Here is a 19,472-nt window from a genome sequence, read left to right on the forward strand (position 1 = left end):
GCGCGTATTAGTTAAAATGAAGGGTAATCAGAGGTAAAAAACTGTGTGAACAAGGGGTGAACAAACTCTTTCCATTGGCGCGCATCCGGCGTAATTTGGCGGGATGAGCAGTTATGACGAAACGGACGCCTTCGAGGGCGCATCGCTGTCCGCGCGCGCTATGGCCGCGCGCCCGGCGCCCTATCTGGATGAGTTGAACCCGGCCCAACGCGAAGCGGTCGAGCGGCTGGATGGTCCGGTCCTGATGCTGGCGGGGGCGGGGACGGGTAAAACCAAAGCCCTGACCGCCCGGATTGCGCATCTTCTCAGCACCGGGCGCGCCCGTCCGAACGAGATTCTTTCGGTGACCTTTACCAACAAGGCCGCGCGCGAGATGAAGACTCGCGTGGGCCGCCTGTTGGGGCAGCCCGCCGAAGGGATGCCGTGGCTGGGCACCTTCCATTCGATCTGCGTCAAACTGCTGCGCCGTCATGCGGAACTGGTCGATCTGAAATCCAACTTCACCATTCTGGATACGGATGATCAGTTACGCCTGCTTAAGCAGCTGATTCAGGCTGCCAATATTGACGACAAACGCTGGCCAGCGCGCATGCTGGCGGGAATCGTCGATGATTGGAAGAACCGGGCGCTGACGCCAGACAAAGTGCCTGCTGCCGATGCCGGGGCATATAATCACAAGGGTATTGAGCTTTATGCCCAGTACCAGATCCGCCTGCGCGAGCTGAATGCGGTGGATTTCGGCGATCTGCTGTTGCACATGGTTACGATTTTCCAAACCCATCAGGATGTGTTGGAGCAGTACCAGCGCTGGTTCCGCTATATTCTGGTGGACGAATATCAGGATACCAACGTGGCCCAATACCTGTGGCTGCGACTGCTGGCCGGGGCGCATAAAAACATTTGCTGTGTGGGCGATGACGACCAGTCAATCTATGGCTGGCGCGGGGCTGAGGTTGGCAACATCCTGCGCTTTGAAAAGGACTTTCCGGGCGCGTTTGTGGTGCGGTTGGAGCAGAACTACCGCTCGACCCCGCATATTCTGGCGGCGGCCTCGAATGTCATTCGCGGCAATGAAAATCGTCTGGGCAAAGAGCTGTGGACGGATGCCGAAGAAGGCCACAAGGTCAACCTGATTGGCCATTGGGATGGTGAGGAAGAAGCCCGCTGGATCGGCGAGGAAATCGACGCGCTGCAAGGGGGCACGCGCGGGATTCGTTCGATGGGGCTGGATGAGATCGCGATACTCGTCCGTGCCTCGCATCAGATGCGCGCGTTCGAGGATCGGTTTCTGACCATTGGCCTGCCGTATAAGGTGATCGGCGGCCCCCGGTTCTATGAGCGGATGGAGATTCGCGACGCCATGGCTTATTTCCGGCTGGTGGTCAGCCCTGGCGACGATCTGGCGTTCGAGCGGATCGTGAACACCCCAAAACGGGGGCTGGGCGACAAGGCGCAGCAGACGATCCAGAAAACAGCCCGTGACAATGGCGTTTCCCTGATCGACGGCGCGCGGATTGCTGTCGACAGCGGGTTGATCAAAGGCAAGGGCGGCAAGGCGCTGCGTGAGCTGATCGACGGTCTGGCGCGGTGGAACGCAATGACGCGCGGACCGCGGATTGAGGTCGAAGACGACTCGGTTATTGATGATGGCGCACCGCTGAGGTTTGGCGAACCCGAGGTCTCGCATATCGAGCTGGCGCAGATCATTCTGGACGAGTCGGGCTATACGGCCCACTGGCAGAACGAAAAGACGCCCGAAGCGCCGGGGCGGCTGGAAAACCTCAAGGAACTGGTGAACCAGCTGGACAATTTCGAGAACCTGCAAGGGTTTTTGGAGCATGTCAGCCTGGTCATGGACAATGAGCAGGACGGCGACGGGGCCAAGGTCTCGATCATGACGCTGCACGCGGCCAAGGGTCTGGAGTTTCCCGCCGTGTTTCTGCCGGGGTGGGAGGACGGGCTGTTCCCCTCGCAGCGGTCCATGGACGAATCGGGCCTTAAAGGGTTGGAGGAAGAACGGCGACTGGCCTATGTGGGCATCACCCGCGCGGAAGAGATATGTACGATTTCGTTTGCGGCCAATCGGCGGGTGTTCGGGCAGTGGCAAAACTCGATGCCGTCGCGGTTTGTCGACGAATTGCCGGAAGATCATGTGGAGGTGCTGACGCCGCCGGGCCTTTATGGGGGTGGGCAAACGACCGCCAGCATCGAAACCCGTGCGGCCGAAGCGAATGTCTATAACTCGCCGGGGTGGAAGCGGATGCAGGCCCGGCAGGGGCAGTACGGAACGTCGCAGCCCCGCGAAACCCGCAACACAGTGATCGATGCGACAGCATTGGCGAGTTTCACATTGGGTGAGCGCGTGTTTCACCAGAAATTCGGCTATGGCGCGGTGATCGGTATCGAAGGCGATAAGGTCGAGGTCGATTTCGACAAGGCCGGGGTGAAGAAAGTCGTCTCGCGGTTCTTGTCGGCCAAGGACGACGTGCCGTTTTAAGCGTTTCGGGTTTAACTTGAGACACGAATACCCTGCCACACCTGCGGCGTTCTCGGCACATTCGTGTCGCAGAGCGATTCAGATAAAACCCGAAACGCTGTAATCAAATGGAATGTGCCTGACGGCACATGCTCGATTCCTAAAGAGGGCGCCCGGTTTTGACCGCGGCGCCTTTTTCGATGGTGCGACAAAGAAAAACGGCGGTTTCCAGGGAGGAGGAGGGGAAACCGCCGTTCTTTGCAACATCAGGACAGGGAGGAGGAGAGTCCCGATGTATCCGAACCCGGGTTTGATCCCGGTATGTGTAAGTCGCGGCGACACCAGGGAGGAGGAGAGGTGTCGCCGCGCTCTTTCAACATCAGGGCAGGGAGGAGGACGCCCCGATGTATCCGGTTCCGGGTCTGATCCCGGTATTTGGAAGTCGCGGCGACGTCAGGGAGGAGGAGAGACGTCGCCGCGCGCTTTCAACACCGGGAAAGGGAGGAGGACCCGGTGTGTCTGCGTCCGGCATTCAGGGCCGGTATAAGGCGCGGCGACATCAGGGAGGAGGAGAGATGTCGCCGCTGAAATACAGGTCCTAAGGGAGGAGGAAGGACCTGATCTCGGTTATGTCTTCGCGCTTAGTGCGCGACGTATTCTTCGGCCGCTTGCAGGGCAAGGCGGCGGATCATCGAACGGTGCAGGCCCAGATCAGCCAGTTCGCGGTTCGACAGGCCCGACAGTTCGTTGACCGTCTGGCGATAGATGCGATGGCGGGCAAACCGTGTCTTTACAGCATCGATCAGCGACGCCAGACCGGTCGTCGGTGCGCTTTTGAGCGCTGTGTGATGTGTTGCTACGGCCATTTGCGTACCTCGAAAACTCTGTGCGTCCGGGTGTGTCCCGGCGCTTGCTTGAGACTGAAAATAGGTAATTGCTGCGATTGCACAATGGCTCACGTCGTCAATGCCGCTATGCAGCAAACGCATAGATATCAACGTCTTGAAGGTTCGGGTGAGGTAAGGCCTTGAAAATAAGGGTTTTGGGTGTGCCTTTTAGCCGTTACCGCAATCGGTCGGTCATTTGCCGTATGGATGATCGCCGTTTCTTTGTGCGTTTTGTTTTGAAATTTGGGCAGTTTGTGACTGATGGGTTCGAACTCAGACTTACAGCGCACTATGTCATGGGAATTCATGGCCCTGTGGTTTGTGCGTTGTCCTTTTCAGAACTTTTAGCGGGCTGTTGACGTGATTCGCGCCGCGACACGAATGATTTTTCTGCGTTTAAGAGTGTTTTGAGCACGAATGGAAAAAATATTGGGAAATCGTGGGAACAGCAGGGTTATGTCTCTTTGATACTATATGTTGTGCGTAATTTGGTAATGTGTCAATTTATAGCATTCTTGAGGTAGTTCTGAACGTAAATCGCTTAGCGTTGTGCACATGAAAGATGAAGTTTCCCTAAGTTTTCTGTTGATTTCCATGAATTCCCATGTCATCCCTTATTCATCCGATGAGGACGAGGCACATGGGGCGCCAAACGACCCCGAAACAATAAAAACAGGTTTCATACAGGCATCTCGCTTTCATCACTCAAGAGATCCGGCGCGCGGGCGAGCAGACATCCCCCCAGGTGGCGCGCGCAGCTGGACATCCCGCGCAGCGGGTCAATGCGGCGGGTTGATCAGTGGCAGCAGATCAACCCGCCGTTTTTCATCCGGGGGGAGGCGAATTTTTAGGTGGGGCGCAAGCGAAAGGGACAGTCGTCTTGGCGCGCAGGTTCAGAGGTGAAAGCCACCATAAGGTGGATACGAAGGGCAGGGTGTCGATCCCGGCCTCGTTTCGCCGTGTGCTTGAAGCGTCCGACCCCAGCTGGCAGCCCGGCGACAGCCCTGAATTGGTGATTGTCTACGGGGATCACCGTCGCAAGTTCCTTGAATGCTATACAATGCAGGCGATCGAAGAGGTCGACGATAAAATTGATGCGCTGCCGCGCGGTTCGATGCAGCGAAAGATGTTGCAACGTATGTTCCATGGTCAGTCCTTTCCGACCACGGTGGACGAAACCGGGCGTCTGGTGCTGCCTGCCAAGCTGCGCAGCAAGATCGGTCTTGAGAGTGAGGCGTTCTTTATTGCCGCCGGTGACACGTTCCAGATCTGGAAGCCCGAGACCTACGAATCCGAAGAACTGGCAGCAGCCGAAGAATGGCTGGACGAACAGCCCGAGGACTTTGACCCTCTGGAGTTCCTAGATGGCGTCGGGGACGCGTAACGGCATGGCCGGCGCTGAAACCCCCTCTGACAAACCGCATATCCCTGTTTTGCTGCGCCCGTTGCTGGCCGCTGTGGCGCCGGTGTCTGGTGTCTGGCTGGATGGCACTTTTGGCGCGGGCGGTTATACGCGCGGTCTGCTTGAGGCCGGGGTCGACAAAGTCATTGGCGTGGATCGCGATCCCTTGGCGTTTGAGATGGCCGCTGATTGGGCGGGTGAATTTGGCGACCGGTTGGTGATGCAGCCCGGTGTGTTCTCGCGCATGGATGAGTATGCGCAGGATCTGGATGGCGTGGTGCTGGACCTTGGTGTGTCGTCGATGCAGCTGGACCAGGCCGAACGTGGGTTTTCGTTCATGAAGGACGGCCCGCTGGACATGCGGATGAGCCAGGAGGGTGAAAGCGCCGCCGATCTGGTCAATACCGCGACCGAGGCGCAACTGGCCGATATTCTGTTCCATTTCGGCGAAGAACGCGCCAGCCGCCGCATCGCAAAGGCCATCGTCAAGGCGCGGGCTGATGAGCCGATCACCACAACGCTGCGTCTGGCTGAGATCATCGAATCCTGCCTGCCGCGCCCAAAGCCGGGGCAATCGCACCCTGCGACGCGCAGCTTTCAGGGGCTGCGGATTGCGGTGAACGCCGAATACGAAGAACTGTTTGAGGGGCTTATGGCCGCCGAGCGCGCGTTAAAGCCGGGCGGGCAGCTGGCCGTGGTGACCTTCCATTCCATTGAGGACCGGATGGTCAAACGGTTCTTTCAGTCGCGGGCGGGAAAGACCGGGCGGGCCAATCGCTATGCGCCCGAGATGGGACAGGAATTGCCGCAATTCACGCTGAAGACTCGCAAAGCCGTGGGACCGGATGAGCAGGAATTGCAGGAAAACCCGCGCGCGCGCTCGGCCAAGCTGCGTGTGGCGGTACGAACTGAGGCTCCGGCGGGGGAAATTGAAGCCCGCGCCATCGGGATGCCGCAACTTGGGGGAAGGGCGAAATGAAGAGTGTTTTGTATGTGTTGACCGCTCTGTCCGTGTTCGGACTGGCGCTTTGGGCGTATCAGGAGAATTACCGGACCCAGCAGGTGGTGAAGGAAACGCAGAAACTGCAACGCGAGATTGGCATGGCGCAGGTGCGGCTGGCCGTTTTGAATGCGGAATGGGCCTATCTGAACCGCCCCGATCGTTTGCGTGAACTGGCTGATCTGAACTTTGAGCGTCTGGGCCTGTTGCCGCTGCGCGCCGAACAATTTGGCCGTGCGGATCAGATTTCCTACGCCGAAGACCCGGACCTGCCCATTGTCGATCCCATCGAACTGCAGGCGATCACCGATACTCAGGCGCTGGGTGAGGTGCAGATCCCATGACCCGGACCCCTCTGCGCCCGCTGGCCCGCATCCTTGACGCCCGCGCCCGCGGCGAAAATCCCAAAGCGATTGAGCGGGAAAACATCCGCCAGCGTCACGAAGACATGAAAGACCGCGCCCGCGCCCGTGCCGAAGGCCGACTTTTGGTGCTGGGCCTGTTCTTTTTCTGCGCGTTCTCGGTGGTTGGTGTTCGTATGGGCATGCTGGCCACGTCTGAGGCGCAGGAGCCTGTGGCAAGCGCCCCGGGTGCGGCGATTGCGATGCAGCGGGCCAATATCGTGGACCGTGAAGGGCGTATTCTGGCGACCAATCTGGATACCTATTCCGTCTACGCTCAGCCCCCTCTGATGATCGATCCGGTGGCTGCCGCCGATCAGTTGGTGGCGATCTTCCCCGATCTGGAAAAAGAGCGTCTGGTCAAGGACTTTACCGGCAACCGCAAGTTCCTTTGGATCAAGAAACGCATCTCGCCGGAACAAAAACAGGCGGTGCATGATATTGGCGATCCCGGCATCCTGTTCGGCCCGCGTGAGATGCGGCTGTATCCGAATGGCCGATTGGCCGCGCATATTCTGGGCGGCTCGGGCTTTGGGCGCGAAGGGGTCAGCGCGGCTGAGGTAATCGGCGTTGCCGGCGTTGAAAAACAGTTCGATGACTATCTGCGCGACCCGGCCAATGGCAACAAGCCGCTGCAACTGTCGCTGGACCTGACCGTTCAGGCGGCGGTCGAGCAGGTGCTTTATGGCGGCATGAAGATCATGAACGCCAAGGGGGCCTCGGCGGTTCTGATGAACGCCCATACGGGTGAGGTTGTTTCGGCCGCGTCGCTGCCGTCCTTTGACCCCAATGACCGCCCGCGCCCGCCGACCTCGGGCTTTGATCCGTCAGACAGCCCGTTGTTCAACCGCTATGTACAGGGTGTTTATGAGCTGGGGTCGGTTTTCAAAATCTTCACCGCCGCGCAGGCTGTGCAACTGGGACTGGTGAATTCCGAGACGATTGTTGACACATCAGGCCCGATGCGGATCGGGCGCTTTCCGATCGGAGAGTTCAACGGCAAGAACTATGGCAAGATCAGCGTCGCAGACGTGATCGTCCACAGCTCAAACCGGGGCACAGGGCGGTTGGCGCTGCAGATCGGTGCCAAACGTCAGCAGGATTTCCTGCAATCGCTGGGCATGTTCGATCCGACCCCATTTGAAATTGTCGAGGCCGCCGGCGGTGCGCCCCTTAAGCCCAAGAAATGGGGTGAGCTGAGCACGGTCACCATTTCCTATGGCCACGGCTTGTCGACCAGCCCGATGCATCTGGCTGCGGGCTACGCTGCGATTGCCAATGGCGGGCACTATGTCAGCCCCACCATCCTGCGGAAGAACGGCCCTCAATACGGTCCGCGTGTGATGTCTGAAAGCGCGGCGAAACAGGCGCAGGCCATGCTGCGCAAGGTTGTCACGGACGGCACGGCCAGCTTTGGCGATGTGGCGGGTTATGACGTGGCGGGCAAAACCGGAACCGCCGACAAACCCAAGCCGCGCGGCGGGTATTATGATGACAAGGTCATCGCGACCTTTGCGACCTTTTTCCCGGCTTATGATCCGAAATACGTTCTGATCGTCACGCTGGATGAGCCGTCCATCGTCGCCTATGGCGAAAAGCGCCGTACAGCGGGTTGGACCGCTGTTCCGGTCGCCGCCGAGTTGATTGGCCGCATCGCACCCCTTTTGGGCTTGCGTCCCCGGCTTGAGCCTGAGGCGCGCGCTGCTATAACCCTGACCTCAAATTAGGCTGTCCGGAACGAGGTGGGGCATGGGCACAAGGACAAAAACACTCAGCCAACTGGCCCTGACCGCGCGCGGGGGGGCGAATCCTGACATCACCGGGCTGGCGGTGGACAGCCGCGAGGTCAAGGATGGCTACCTGTTCGCGGCGCTTCCCGGCACGCGGGTGCATGGCGGTGAGTTCATCCAATACGCTCTGCGCATGGGCGCGGCGGCAATCCTGACCGATGCCGAAGGGGCCGAGATCGCGGCCAGCGAACTGGCCGCATCCGACGCCGCTTTGGTCGTGGTCGAGGACCCGCGTCAGGCTTTGGCCGGATGTGCCGCGCTGTGGTTCGGCGCGCAGCCCCAGACCATCGTGGCGGTCACCGGCACCAATGGCAAAACCTCTGTCTCGACCTTCGTGCGCCAAATCTGGATCGAATTGGGTCTGGCGGCAGTAAACCTCGGCACCACCGGGGTTGAGGGGGCGTGGACCGCCCCTCTGGCGCATACCACGCCCGAACCGATCACCCTGCACCGTTGTCTGGCTGAGGCCGCCGAGAATGGCGTGACCCACGCGGCGATGGAAGCTTCCTCGCACGGGCTGGACCAACGCCGTCTGGACGGCGTGCATCTGACTGCCGCCGGGTTTTCGAACTTCACACAGGACCATCTGGACTATCACGAAACCTTCGAGGCGTATTTCGCCGCCAAGGCCGGGCTGTTCGACCGTGTTCTGCCGCAGGACGGCACCGTTGTGATTAACATGAGCGACCCGAAGGGTGCGCAGGTCCGCAAGATCGCCAAGGCGCGGGGGCAATCGGTGTTGACCGTGGGGTTGGGTGATGCCGACCTGTGCCTGATCAACCAGCGCTTTGATGCAACCGGGCAGGATTTGCGCTTTTCGTGGCGGGGCAAAGTGTTCCAGACCCGTCTGAACCTGATTGGCGGGTTCCAGGCCGAAAACATCCTGCTGGCCTGTGGACTGGTTATCGCAGCAGGGGCCGAGCCTGAGCGTGTGTTTGAGACCCTGCCGCATCTGACAACCGTCCGGGGGCGGATGCAACTGGCCGCCACGCGTGAAAACGGCGCGGCGGTGTTTGTCGATTATGCGCATACGCCGGATGCGGTGGCCACCGCGCTCAAGGCGCTGCGACCGCATGTGATGGGCCGTTTGATTGCCATTGTTGGTGCCGGTGGTGACCGGGACGCAACCAAGCGCCCGTTGATGGGAAAGGCTGCTGCGGATCACGCGGACCTTGTGTTCATAACCGACGATAACCCGCGTAGCGAAGACCCAGCGACCATCCGCGCCGCCGTCTTGCTGGGCGCGCCCGAGGCGACCGAGGTAGGCGACCGGGCTGAGGCGATCCTGCGCGGTATCGACGCCCTGCAACCGGGCGATGCATTGCTGATTGCGGGCAAAGGGCACGAGACAGGCCAGATCGTCGGTGATCAGGTTTTGCCATTCGATGATGTTGAACAGGCGAGCATCAGCGTGGCCGCGCTGGACGGGAGGGTGGCATGACCCTCTGGACTGCGGCTGAGGCCGCCGAGGCGACCGGAGGCCGGGCCACTTCTGACTGGGTGGTGAATGGTGTGTCGATCGACACAAGAACCTTGCAGCCCGGTGATTTGTTTGTGGCCCTCAAGGCTACGCGGGATGGGCATGACTTTGTGGCGCAGGCTTTGGAAAAGGGCGCAGGCGCGGCTTTTGTGTCACGTGTGCCCGAAGGCGTTTCCGAAGATGCGCCCTTGCTGATTGTCGACGACGTGCAAACCGGGTTGGAGGCTTTGGGCCGGGCAGGGCGCGCGCGAACTGAGGCGCGCGTGGTTGGTGTGACGGGGAGTGTTGGCAAAACCTCGACTAAAGAAATGCTGGCTAATATTTTGGAAACGCAAGGTAAAACCCATGCCAGCGTCGCCAGCTACAACAACCATTGGGGTGTGCCTCTGACGCTGGCGCGGATGCCGCGCGACACCGAATTCGCAGTGATTGAGATCGGTATGAATCACCCGGGTGAAATCGCTCCGCTGGCGCGTCAGGCCCGCCCGCATGTGGCGCTGGTGACGACGGTTGCAGCCGTGCATCTTGAGGCGTTTGAGTCGGTTGCGGGCATTGCCCATGAAAAGGCCGCGATATTCGAAGGGCTCGAACCCGGCGGCGCGGCCATCGTGAATGCGGATATCGACCACGCCGAAATTCTGCGTCAAACCGCGCAGGATCACGGTGCGGGGATCGTGGATTTCGGTCGTGAGGCGGCGGACTACACGCTGACCGAGGCCACTCAGGCCGGCAATTCGGTACATGCAGGGGCCGAGGTCGGAGAGGCCCGGATCACCTTTGATGTGAACTCCGCAGGGACGCATTTTGCGATGAACGCGCTGGGTGCTCTGGCCGCGTGCGTCGAGGTGGGGGTTGATCTGGAGGATGCCATCGCAGGGTTGCGCCAGTGGTCCCCGGTCAAAGGGCGCGGCGTGCGCGAGGTTTTGCCGCTGGCGTCAGGTGGGCAGATCGAAGTGCTGGATGACAGCTACAACGCCAACCCGACCTCGATGGAGGCCGCGCTGGATGTTCTGGCGGCCTCTCAAGGGGAACGGCGGATTGCGTTTCTGGGCGATATGAAGGAACTGGGTGCGCAGGAAGTTGCCATGCATGCTGCGATGGGTGACGTCGCTGCGATGGCAAAGGTGGATCAGGTGCATTGTATCGGACCGCTGATGCAGGCGCTGCATCAGGCGTTGCCTGCCGAGAAGCGCGGGCTTTGGTTCGAGACCAGTGCGGAAATGGCTGAGCATTTGCCGGATGTGATCCGCGCAGGTGACACGGTGCTGGCCAAGGGCTCGCTGAGTATGGCATTGGCCCGGATTGTTGACGGTTTGCGGAAAATGGGGCAAGGGACCGCGCTTGACCCATGATCGCCGCGTGAGAAAGGTTTTGACATGCTTTATTGGTTGACCGCCCTGTCGGATGGAGGGGATTTTTTCAACCTCTTCCGCTATATCACCTTCCGTGCGGGCGGGGCCTTTTTGACGGCGCTGATCTTTGGGTTCCTCTTTGGCAAACCGCTGATCAACGTGCTGCGTCGCAAGCAGGGCAAAGGTCAGCCGATCCGCGACGACGGGCCCGAGGGGCATTTCTCGAAAGCCGGAACACCAACAATGGGCGGTTTGCTGATCGTGGGCGCGCTGGTGACCTCGACACTGGTGTGGGCACGGTGGGACAACCCGTATATCTGGATGGTGTTGTTTGTGACGCTGGCCTATGCGGCGATTGGTTTTGCGGATGATTATGCCAAAGTGTCCAAGCAGAACACCAAAGGTGTGTCGGGCAAGATGCGTCTGGCGCTGGGGGTGATTATTGCGGTGCTGGCCTCGCTTTGGGCCACATTGCATCACCCGGAGGCATTGCAGAACCAGTTGGCGGTGCCGGTGTTCAAAGACACACTGGTCAATCTGGGCGTGTTCTACATTCCGTTTGCGATTGTCGTGATCGTGGGGGCCGCAAATGCGGTGAACCTGACCGATGGTTTGGACGGGTTGGCGATTATGCCTGCGATGATTGCGGCGTCGACCCTGGGTGTGATTGCCTATGCGGTGGGGCGGGTCGATTTTACCGAATATCTGGACGTGCACTACGTGCCGGGAACCGGTGAGATTTTGATCTTCACGGCAGCCCTGTTCGGAGGCGGTCTGGGCTTTCTTTGGTATAACGCGCCCCCGGCGGCGGTGTTCATGGGCGATACCGGATCATTGGCTTTGGGCGGAGCTTTGGGAGCGATTGCGGTAGCGACGAAACACGAGTTGGTTCTGGCCGTGGTTGGCGGCCTGTTCGTGGTCGAAGCGCTGAGCGTGATCATCCAGGTGCTGTATTTCAAACGCACCGGACGGCGCGTGTTCCTGATGGCACCGATCCATCATCACTATGAGAAAAAGGGCTGGGCTGAGCCGACGATTGTCATCCGGTTCTGGATCATTTCGCTGATTCTGGCGATGATCGGTCTGGCAACTTTGAAAGTCCGGTAGCCCCCCCGCCAGGTTCGTCGGGCCTGCGGCCCGCCTGTCACCTGTTGGGCCCGGCTCGCGCTGATGCGCGAGCCTGAGTTGCGCTTGCCATTGCGGGGGTCTTCTGCGCAGTGTGGCGGCCAATTGAACGTCAAGAAAAGGTTGGTGGCATGATCCCGGTCAAAGGGTTTTCAGGGCAGAAGGTTGCGGTTCTGGGGCTGGGCCGGTCGGGGTTGGCCACAGCGCGCGCATTGCGGGCAGGCAAGGCCGAGCCGGTTTGCTGGGATGACAATCCCGCAGCGCGGGAAAAGGCCGAAGCCGAAGGGTTCACCTGTGCTGACCTGCGCCGCCACGGCGCGTTTGAAGGGGTCGCCACGTTGGTTGTCTCGCCCGGTATTCCACATCTGTACCCTGAGCCAAACCCGGTGGTTGCTGCCGCGTTGGAGGCAGGCGTTCCGATGGACAATGACATCGGTTTGTTCTTCCGGTCGTTCGCCGGGCCGGAATGGAGCGAATATGACACCCCGCCGCGGGTGATTGCGGTGACTGGCTCGAATGGGAAATCGACCACGGCGGCCCTGATCCATCACATTCTGACCGAGGCGGGCCGGGATGCTCAGCTGGCGGGCAATATCGGGCGCGGGGTGCTGGATATTGATCCGGGTGGGGATGGTTCGGTCGTGGTGTTGGAACTGAGCAGTTATCAGACGGAACTGGCGCGCGCGCTGACGCCAGATGTTGCGGTCTTTACCAACCTTTCGCCAGACCATCTGGATCGGCACGGCGGAATGGGGGGGTATTTTGCCGCCAAACGCCGGTTGTTTGCCGAAGGCGGGCCGGATCGCGCGGTGATCGGCGTTGATGAAAACGAAGGCGCGTTTCTGGCCGGGCAACTGGCCGAGGGGCCGACAGACGATCGGGTGATCCGCGTCTCGGTGGCGCGAAAACTGACGGGTCCGGGGTGGCAGGTCTTTGCGCGCAAGGGGTACTTGTCGGAATACCGCAAGGGGCGGCAGGCCGGATCGATTGACCTGCGGCAGATCAAGGGGCTGCCCGGGGTGCACAATCATCAGAACGCCTGTGCTGCTTATGCTGCCTGCCGTGCCCTTGGCATGGCACCGCGTGTGATTGAGGATGCGTTGCACAGCTATCCCGGCCTGCCTCATCGCAGCCAGATCATCGCCGAAGCGGATGGTGTGACCTATGTGAACGACTCGAAGGCCACCAATGTGGATAGTGCGCTCAAGGCCCTTATGGCGTTCAAAAAGATCCGTTGGATTTGCGGGGGGCTTGAGAAAGAGGGCGGTCTGGCCCCGCTGAACGGCGCAGCGGATCAGGTTGTGAAAGCCTATGTGATCGGGCGCGAAGCAGCGAAGTTCGCGCTTCAGCTTGAGGCGGACGCTCAGGTCTGCACCACCATGGACGAAGCCGTGGCCCAGGCTATGGCCGATGCCGGACCGGGGGAGACGGTGCTGCTGGCACCAGCCGCCGCCAGCTTTGACCAATATGACAATTTCGAGCAGCGCGGAGACGACTTCACCAATCAGGTTCGGCAACGCCTTCATAACTAGATATTTGCAATGAACCGCCGGTTGCGCCAAGCTGCAGAGCTATCAGCTTGACGCACCAAGACAATTACGATTGGTTCCGGGCAAATTCAACACGAGGTTATGACGATGTCTTTCCGTAAGTTCTCTTTGATCCTTCCTGCAATTCTGGTCGCCGGGGCGTGCACCAATACCGGTGCGAATTATCAGCCGATTGTGGATGGCCCGATTGGGCCGAATTACAATGTTGACCTGCAGCAGTGTCAGCAACTGGCCGCGTCACAAGCCAGCGTCGACGGAACAACTGCAGGCAATGCCGCCATCGGCGCGGCAGGTGCGGCTGCCGTAACCGGTATCGTTCAGGACAGCAGTGATAATCTGGGTCGTGCCGCCGTTGCCGGTGCATTGGTCGGGGCCGGGGCGGATGTGATCAACAAGAACCAGAACAAAGAAGTCATCGTGCGCAACTGTATGCGTGGACGCGGCTACAACGTCGTCGGCTAACGCCGCGCACATGCAAGCGTCGGTTAACGCGCCGCGATGGCGGTTCCGGCGGCATGGCCCGAGGACCATGCCCACTGGAAATTGTAGCCGCCCAGCCAGCCGGTGACATCCACCGCTTCGCCAATTGCATAGAGGCCGGGGACATCCCTGGCCTCCATCGTTTTCGACGACAGATCATCGGTGTCGATTCCGCCCAGCGTGACCTCGGCTGTGCGATAGCCTTCGGTGCCTGACGGGGTCAGCTGCCAGTTCGAAAGGGCCGTCACCAGATCGGTCAGGGCCGCATCGGATTGGTCGGCGAGGTTACCGCCCATCGGTATGTGGTGTTTGAGGTAATCCACCAGACGCGCGGGCAGATGGCGTGCCAGTTCGGTGGTCAGGGCCTTGCGCCCGCCGCTCTGACGTTGGGTGCGCAGCAGATCGAAAAGGCGCAGATCGGGGATCAGATTGACCCCAATCACCTCGCCTTCGCGCCAGTAAGAGGACAGTTGCAGAACCGACGGCCCGCTGAGGCCGCGATGGGTGAACAGAAGCGCCTCATCAAAGCTGGCGCGCGTATTTGACAGTCGTGCGGGCAGGGACACGCCCGAGAGGTCCTTGAACCTTCCGTCCGAGAAGGTGAACGGTACAAGCGCCGCGCGTGTGTCTGTTAGGCGCAACCCGAATTGTTGGGCAATATCATAGGCCAACCCGGTTGCACCCATCTTGGGGATGGATTTGCCACCGGTGGCCAGAACCAGATTGCGGCAGGTCAAGCTGAGGCGCTGTCCCTCGCGCTCGACCTCCAGCGCGAACCCATCCTCGGTCTTACGCAGATCGCGCAGGCTGGTCAGTAGCCACAGCTCAGCCCCGTTGTGCGCCATCTCGTCCAGCAGCATCTGTATGATCTGTTTCGAGGACCCGTCGCAAAAGAGCTGCCCCAACGTCTTCTCATGCCACGCGATACCGTGTTGCCCGACCAGCTCGACGAAATCCCATTGCGTATAGCGTGCCAGTGCGGATTTGCTGAAATGCGGGTTCTGCGACAGGAAATTGCCCGGGCCCGCATACATATTGGTGAAATTGCAACGCCCGCCGCCCGAGATGCGGATTTTCTCACCCGGAGCTTTCGCGTGATCGATCACCAAAACGCGCCCGCCGCAATGGGCGGCGCACATCATGCCAGCGGCACCGGCCCCAAGGATGATCGTGTCATAGGTCATCAGATGCGCATGACGCGGATTGGTTGCCAAGGCAAGGGGCAGTATGCTGCAAAGGCTGTATCAGCCGTACCAAAGGCTGTTTCGAACCCGGCCACACGCCGCGATCGCGTTGCGGTATAACACACAAACTGGAGACAAAGTATGAAACCCGTGAATCTGCAGGAAAAACTGTCCCGGTTTTCAACGCATTGGGACCCGCATGTCGTGGCCGATTACAATCAGAACGACGTGATGGTCGTGAAATTCTCGGGTGAGTTTCCCTTTCACAAACACGACACGACCGACGACTTCTTTTTGGTCCTCGAAGGCGAAATGATTATGGATATTGAGGGCGAGCCGTCGAAAACTGTCAGGGCCGGAGAGCTGTTCGTGGTTCCAAAGGGCGTCGTGCACCGCCCGCGGGCCGAGCACGAGGTCAAAGTGTTGTTGATCGAACCCAAGGGAGAGCCGAATTCCGGCGATTCCGACCGTGCTCCGGCGACCAAGCCGCGTCTTTAGATCTGCGGGTCGCCCGGTGCAGGCATGGCGGCTTGGAATTTCCGGTTTCGCCGTCATTCCCCTAGCCCAAACGCCAAAATCGCTGTAGAGTCTCAATCAGACCCCGAAAACGGGGCGTGAACGAGGCAGAGAGTGGCGGTATCTCATGACTGAGATGGTGTATGGCGCGGTCCAGGACCAGCGCGGCGAACCGATTCTTCCGAAATGGTGGCGGACAATTGACCGCTGGACGATGTCCTGCGTGCTGATCCTGTTTGTCATCGGATTGCTGCTGGGGCTGGCCTCATCGCCGCCTCTGGCCGGTCGCAACGGGTTTGATCCGTTCCATTATGTCGAGCGTCAGGCGATTTTCGGCGGATTGGCGCTTATTGCGATGCTGTTGACCTCAATGATGTCACCCACATTGGTGCGGCGGCTGGCGGTGCTGGGGTTTCTGGGGGCCTTTGTGGCGCTGGCCTTCCTGCCGGTCTTTGGCACCGATTTCGGCAAAGGCGCGGTGCGGTGGTATTCGCTGGGATTTGCCTCGCTGCAACCGTCCGAGTTTCTGAAACCCGGCTTTATTGTCGTGGCTGCGTGGCTCTTGGCTGCGTCGCAAGAGATCAATGGCCCTCCGGGTCGGTTATGGTCGTTTGCGCTGTGTATGGCCATCGTGGGGATGCTGGTGTTGCAGCCCGATTTCGGTCAGGCCTGTCTGATCCTGTTCGGCTGGGGTGTGATGTATTTCGTGGCCGGCGCGCCGATGCTGTTGCTGGTCGGCATGGCTGGTGCGGTCGTTCTGGGCGGGATGCTGGCCTATTCGAACTCGGAACACTTTGCCCGCCGCATTGACGGGTTCCTGAACCAAGAAGTCGATCCGACCACGCAGCTGGGCTATGCCACAAATGCCATCCGCGAGGGTGGTCTGTTCGGTGTTGGCGTGGGTGAGGGGCAGGTGAAATGGTCTCTGCCCGATGCCCATACAGATTTCATCATCGCTGTCGCGGCCGAGGAATATGGCCTGATCCTGGTGCTGATCATCATCGCGCTTTATTCGCTGATTGTCGTGCGTTCGCTTCTGCGTCTGATGAAAGAACGCGATATGTTCATCCGGCTGGCCGGGACCGGTCTGGCCTGCATGTTCGGCGTGCAGGCGATGATCAACATGGGCGTTGCCGTGCGCTTGCTGCCCGCCAAGGGCATGACGCTGCCGTTTGTCAGTTACGGTGGTTCGTCCTTGATTGCGGGCGGTATTGCAGTTGGCATGTTGCTGGCCTTTACCCGGACCCGCCCGCAGGGCGAGCTGGGTGACATTCTGCGCGGAAGGGGTTGATGAGCGTACCTTACCTACTGATTGCGGCAGGCGGCACTGGGGGTCACATGTTCCCGGCGCAGGCGCTGGCCGAGGCGATGCTGCACAAAGGCTGGCGCGTGCGCCTGTCGACCGATGCGCGCGGTGCGCGCTATACGGGCGGCTTTCCGCATTCGACCGAGATTGTCGAGGCGACCTCGGCGACCTTCGCACGTGGCGGTTTGGCCGCCAAAGCGCTGGTCGGTCCAAAGATTGTGGGCGGCGTGACCGGCATGGCAATGCAGATGATGCGCGACCGCCCGGACGTGGTGGTGGGCTTTGGCGGCTACCCCTCAATCCCGGCGCTGGGCGCGGCGACCCTGTTGAAAATCCCGCGCATGATCCATGAGCAGAACGGCGTTCTGGGTAAGGTGAACCAAGTGTTTGCCAAGCGTGTCGCGCAGGTCGCCTGTGGTGTTTGGCCAACCGATTTGCCCGAGGGCGCAAAAGGCATCCACACCGGCAACCCGGTTCGTGCCGCCGTGTTGGAGCGTGCCGCTGCTGGGTACATCCCGCCGGGTGACTACCCGATGTCGATCCTTGTCATGGGTGGATCGCAGGGCGCGCGAATCCTCAGCGATGTGGTGCCCGGTGCGCTTGCGGCCCTGCCGGAAGACCTGCGTGACCATATCCGCGTGTCCCATCAGGCCCGCGATGAGGATGGCGAGCGCGTGACAGCCTTTTACGCCGATCACGGCATCCGGGCCGAGGTGTTGCCCTTTTTCGACGACGTGCCCCGGCGCATGTCCGATGCGCAACTGGTGATCAGCCGCTCGGGCGCGTCCAGTGTGGCTGATATCTCGGTCATCGGGCGGCCCTCGATCCTGATCCCGTTTGCCGCCGCCGCGGGTGACCATCAGACCGCCAACGCGCGCGGTCTGGTTCAGGCCGGTGGGGCGATCATGATCCCCGAAAACCTGCTTGACGTTGCCGCCCTGACACAGCAAATCAGCGCCGTTCTGACAAACCCCGAAGCCGCGCAAAAGATGGCCCATGCCGCCCTTTCGACCGGAGCCCCCGACGCGACCGAGCGTCTGGTTCACCTCGTCGAAGAGCTGGCGCAGAAGGAGACCACATGAATCCTGCAACCAAACTGCCGCAAGACGTAGGGCCGATCCATTTCGTTGGCATCGGCGGAATTGGGATGTCAGGCATTGCTGAGGTTCTGTTGAACCTGGGCTACCGGGTACAGGGGTCGGACCTCAAGGCGTCCAAGATCACCGATCGTCTGGCCAGTTTGGGGGCCGAGATTTTCGTGGGCCAAAGCGCCGAGAACCTTGAAAACGCGGCCGTTGTCGTGGTGTCGACCGCAATCAAGCCGGGCAATCCCGAACTCGACGGTGCCCGTGCGCAGGGCCTGCCGGTGGTGCGTCGCGCCGATATGCTGGCCGAGCTGATGCGACTGAAATCCAATATCGCAATCGCCGGAACCCATGGCAAAACGACCACGACCACGATGATGGCCGAACTGATGGTGGCCGGGGATTTTGACCCCACCGTCATCAACGGCGGCATCATCCACGCCTACGGCTCGAACGCCCGCATGGGGCAGGGTGAATGGATGGTCGTCGAGGCGGATGAGAGCGATGGCTCGTTCAACCGCCTGCCCGCGACCATCGCCATTGTCACCAATATCGACCCCGAGCATATGGAGCATTGGGGTGATTTCGATAAGCTGCGCGACGGCTTTTACGAGTTCGTCTCGAACCTGCCTTTCTATGGGCTGGCCGTCTGCTGCACCGATCATGCCGAGGTGCAGACGCTGGTGGGCCGTATCACCGACCGCCGCGTGCGCACCTATGGGTTCAACGCCCAGGCCGATGTGCGGGCGGTGAACCTGACCTACAAAGGCGGCGTGGCGCATTTCGACATCCACCTGCAATACGAAGACACGGTGATCGAGGGCTGCACTTTGCCGATGCCGGGGGATCACAACGTCTCAAACGCCTTGTCTGCGGCGGCTGTGGCCCGCCATTTGGGCATGAAAGCTGCGGAAATTCGCGATGCGCTGGCCAATTTCGGTGGCGTCAATCGGCGGTTCACCAAGGTCGGAGAGGTGAATGGCGTCACCATCATCGACGATTACGGCCATCACCCGGTTGAAATCTCGGCGGTTCTGAAAGCCGCCCGTCAGGCGACCGAGGGGCGTGTCATCGCTGTGCACCAGCCGCACCGCTATTCGCGCCTGTCCAACCTGTTTGACGATTTCTGCACCTGCTTCAATGATGCCGACGTGGTTGCCATCGCCGATATCTTTGCCGCCGGTGAAGACCCGATCGAGGGCGCATCCCGGGATGATCTGGTGCAGGGCCTGATCCGCCACGGCCACCGTCACGCCCGGGCATTGCTGGATGAAAACGATCTGGAGCGTCTGGTTCGCGAACAGGCCCGCCCGGGTGACATGGTGGTCTGCCTTGGGGCCGGTACGATCAGCACCTGGGCCAACGGGCTGCCAGAGCGGTTGCAGACAAAAAAAGCCGTCGAAGGCTCGGTCAGCGCGGTCTGACAAAGCAGGCGTCT

Annotated in this window: 16 protein-coding genes; 14 read left to right on the forward strand and 2 right to left on the reverse strand. The window is 60.4% G+C overall.

The features are described from left to right. Positions 1-103: 103 nt before the first annotated feature. Positions 104-2,497 carry an ATP-dependent helicase gene (locus tag ACR0J5_RS02630; RefSeq protein WP_480650295.1) on the forward strand — a complete coding sequence of 798 codons (2,394 nt, stop codon included), beginning with the start codon at positions 104-106 and terminating at the stop codon, positions 2,495-2,497. 620 nt (positions 2,498-3,117) lie between these two features. Here the strand turns inward: ACR0J5_RS02630 and ACR0J5_RS02635 are convergent. Further along, the gene (locus ACR0J5_RS02635) at positions 3,118-3,342 is read right to left on the reverse strand and encodes a DUF1127 domain-containing protein (protein ID WP_480650296.1); all 225 of its coding nucleotides are present in this window, start codon (positions 3,340-3,342) and stop codon (positions 3,118-3,120) included. Positions 3,343-4,279: 937 nt separating this feature from the next. Here ACR0J5_RS02635 and mraZ point away from each other — a divergent pair. The 9 genes from mraZ to ACR0J5_RS02680 all read left to right on the forward strand — a co-directional run bounded on the left by mraZ (position 4,280) and on the right by ACR0J5_RS02680 (position 13,925). Then, the gene (gene mraZ, locus ACR0J5_RS02640) at positions 4,280-4,747 is read left to right on the forward strand and encodes a division/cell wall cluster transcriptional repressor MraZ (RefSeq protein WP_480650297.1); all 468 of its coding nucleotides are present in this window, start codon (positions 4,280-4,282) and stop codon (positions 4,745-4,747) included. A gap of 4 nt (positions 4,748-4,751) precedes the next feature. Further along, entirely contained in the window at positions 4,752-5,744 is a 993-nt protein-coding gene (gene rsmH / locus ACR0J5_RS02645; RefSeq protein WP_480651427.1) for a 16S rRNA (cytosine(1402)-N(4))-methyltransferase RsmH, read from the forward strand. Further along, entirely contained in the window at positions 5,741-6,109 is a 369-nt protein-coding gene (gene ftsL, locus ACR0J5_RS02650; protein ID WP_480650298.1) for a cell division protein FtsL, read from the forward strand. Before rsmH ends, ftsL begins: the two co-directional genes overlap by 4 nt. Next, on the forward strand, positions 6,106-7,893 hold the full coding sequence (locus ACR0J5_RS02655; protein ID WP_480650299.1) for a peptidoglycan D,D-transpeptidase FtsI family protein: 1,788 nt from the start codon (positions 6,106-6,108) through the stop codon (positions 7,891-7,893). The genes ftsL and ACR0J5_RS02655 overlap by 4 nt, the downstream gene beginning before the upstream one ends. A 22-nt stretch (positions 7,894-7,915) precedes the next feature. After that, positions 7,916-9,397, forward strand: a complete 1,482-nt coding sequence (locus tag ACR0J5_RS02660) for a UDP-N-acetylmuramoyl-L-alanyl-D-glutamate--2,6-diaminopimelate ligase (RefSeq protein ID WP_480650300.1) — start codon at positions 7,916-7,918, stop codon at positions 9,395-9,397. Then, positions 9,394-10,788 (forward strand): UDP-N-acetylmuramoyl-tripeptide--D-alanyl-D-alanine ligase, encoded by a 1,395-nt coding sequence (locus ACR0J5_RS02665; RefSeq protein WP_480650301.1) that lies wholly within the window; start codon positions 9,394-9,396, stop codon positions 10,786-10,788. The genes ACR0J5_RS02660 and ACR0J5_RS02665 overlap by 4 nt, the downstream gene beginning before the upstream one ends. Before the next feature lie 24 nt (positions 10,789-10,812). Beyond that, on the forward strand, positions 10,813-11,895 hold the full coding sequence (gene mraY, locus ACR0J5_RS02670) for a phospho-N-acetylmuramoyl-pentapeptide-transferase (RefSeq protein WP_480650302.1): 1,083 nt from the start codon (positions 10,813-10,815) through the stop codon (positions 11,893-11,895). 149 nt (positions 11,896-12,044) lie between these two features. Next, positions 12,045-13,445 (forward strand): UDP-N-acetylmuramoyl-L-alanine--D-glutamate ligase, encoded by a 1,401-nt coding sequence (murD, locus tag ACR0J5_RS02675; protein WP_480650303.1) that lies wholly within the window; start codon positions 12,045-12,047, stop codon positions 13,443-13,445. Between the two features lie 126 nt (positions 13,446-13,571). Then, positions 13,572-13,925, forward strand: coding sequence for a glycine zipper family protein (locus ACR0J5_RS02680; protein WP_480650304.1), 354 nt, complete (start codon positions 13,572-13,574; stop codon positions 13,923-13,925). Positions 13,926-13,948: 23 nt separating this feature from the next. Here the strand turns inward: ACR0J5_RS02680 and ACR0J5_RS02685 are convergent, their stop codons facing one another. Then, complete coding sequence (locus ACR0J5_RS02685) at positions 13,949-15,127, reverse strand: BaiN/RdsA family NAD(P)/FAD-dependent oxidoreductase (RefSeq protein ID WP_480651429.1); 1,179 nt, start codon at positions 15,125-15,127, stop codon at positions 13,949-13,951. A gap of 141 nt (positions 15,128-15,268) precedes the next feature. Between ACR0J5_RS02685 and ACR0J5_RS02690 the strand changes: the two genes are divergently transcribed. From ACR0J5_RS02690 to murC, 4 genes are all read left to right on the forward strand, one after another. After that, positions 15,269-15,625, forward strand: coding sequence for a cupin domain-containing protein (locus ACR0J5_RS02690; protein ID WP_480650305.1), 357 nt, complete (start codon positions 15,269-15,271; stop codon positions 15,623-15,625). Positions 15,626-15,770: 145 nt separating this feature from the next. Then, complete coding sequence (gene ftsW, locus ACR0J5_RS02695) at positions 15,771-16,934, forward strand: putative lipid II flippase FtsW (RefSeq protein ID WP_480650306.1); 1,164 nt, start codon at positions 15,771-15,773, stop codon at positions 16,932-16,934. After that, on the forward strand, positions 16,934-18,031 hold the full coding sequence (locus ACR0J5_RS02700; protein ID WP_480650307.1) for a UDP-N-acetylglucosamine--N-acetylmuramyl-(pentapeptide) pyrophosphoryl-undecaprenol N-acetylglucosamine transferase: 1,098 nt from the start codon (positions 16,934-16,936) through the stop codon (positions 18,029-18,031). Before ftsW ends, ACR0J5_RS02700 begins: the two co-directional genes overlap by 1 nt. Then, on the forward strand, positions 18,028-19,458 hold the full coding sequence (murC, locus tag ACR0J5_RS02705) for a UDP-N-acetylmuramate--L-alanine ligase (protein ID WP_480650308.1): 1,431 nt from the start codon (positions 18,028-18,030) through the stop codon (positions 19,456-19,458). The genes ACR0J5_RS02700 and murC overlap by 4 nt, the downstream gene beginning before the upstream one ends. Positions 19,459-19,472 lie beyond the last annotated feature (14 nt).

It is taken from the genome of Ruegeria sp. BE1, assembly GCF_056538885.1.

What these genes read in the sequence shown, in the direction of transcription:
- ACR0J5_RS02630 (WP_480650295.1), top strand. Translation starts at nt 104, where the DNA reads ATGAGCAGTTATGACGAAACGGACGCCTTCGAGGGCGCATCGCTGTCC.
- ACR0J5_RS02635 (WP_480650296.1), bottom strand. Translation starts at nt 3,342, where the DNA reads ATGGCCGTAGCAACACATCACACAGCGCTCAAAAGCGCACCGACGACC.
- rsmH (WP_480651427.1), top strand. Translation starts at nt 4,752, where the DNA reads ATGGCCGGCGCTGAAACCCCCTCTGACAAACCGCATATCCCTGTTTTG.
- ftsL (WP_480650298.1), top strand. Translation starts at nt 5,741, where the DNA reads ATGAAGAGTGTTTTGTATGTGTTGACCGCTCTGTCCGTGTTCGGACTG.
- ACR0J5_RS02655 (WP_480650299.1), top strand. Translation starts at nt 6,106, where the DNA reads ATGACCCGGACCCCTCTGCGCCCGCTGGCCCGCATCCTTGACGCCCGC.
- ACR0J5_RS02660 (WP_480650300.1), top strand. Translation starts at nt 7,916, where the DNA reads ATGGGCACAAGGACAAAAACACTCAGCCAACTGGCCCTGACCGCGCGC.
- ACR0J5_RS02665 (WP_480650301.1), top strand. Translation starts at nt 9,394, where the DNA reads ATGACCCTCTGGACTGCGGCTGAGGCCGCCGAGGCGACCGGAGGCCGG.
- mraY (WP_480650302.1), top strand. Translation starts at nt 10,813, where the DNA reads ATGCTTTATTGGTTGACCGCCCTGTCGGATGGAGGGGATTTTTTCAAC.
- murD (WP_480650303.1), top strand. Translation starts at nt 12,045, where the DNA reads ATGATCCCGGTCAAAGGGTTTTCAGGGCAGAAGGTTGCGGTTCTGGGG.
- ACR0J5_RS02685 (WP_480651429.1), bottom strand. Translation starts at nt 15,127, where the DNA reads ATGACCTATGACACGATCATCCTTGGGGCCGGTGCCGCTGGCATGATG.
- ACR0J5_RS02690 (WP_480650305.1), top strand. Translation starts at nt 15,269, where the DNA reads ATGAAACCCGTGAATCTGCAGGAAAAACTGTCCCGGTTTTCAACGCAT.
- ftsW (WP_480650306.1), top strand. Translation starts at nt 15,771, where the DNA reads ATGACTGAGATGGTGTATGGCGCGGTCCAGGACCAGCGCGGCGAACCG.
- ACR0J5_RS02700 (WP_480650307.1), top strand. Translation starts at nt 16,934, where the DNA reads ATGAGCGTACCTTACCTACTGATTGCGGCAGGCGGCACTGGGGGTCAC.
- murC (WP_480650308.1), top strand. Translation starts at nt 18,028, where the DNA reads ATGAATCCTGCAACCAAACTGCCGCAAGACGTAGGGCCGATCCATTTC.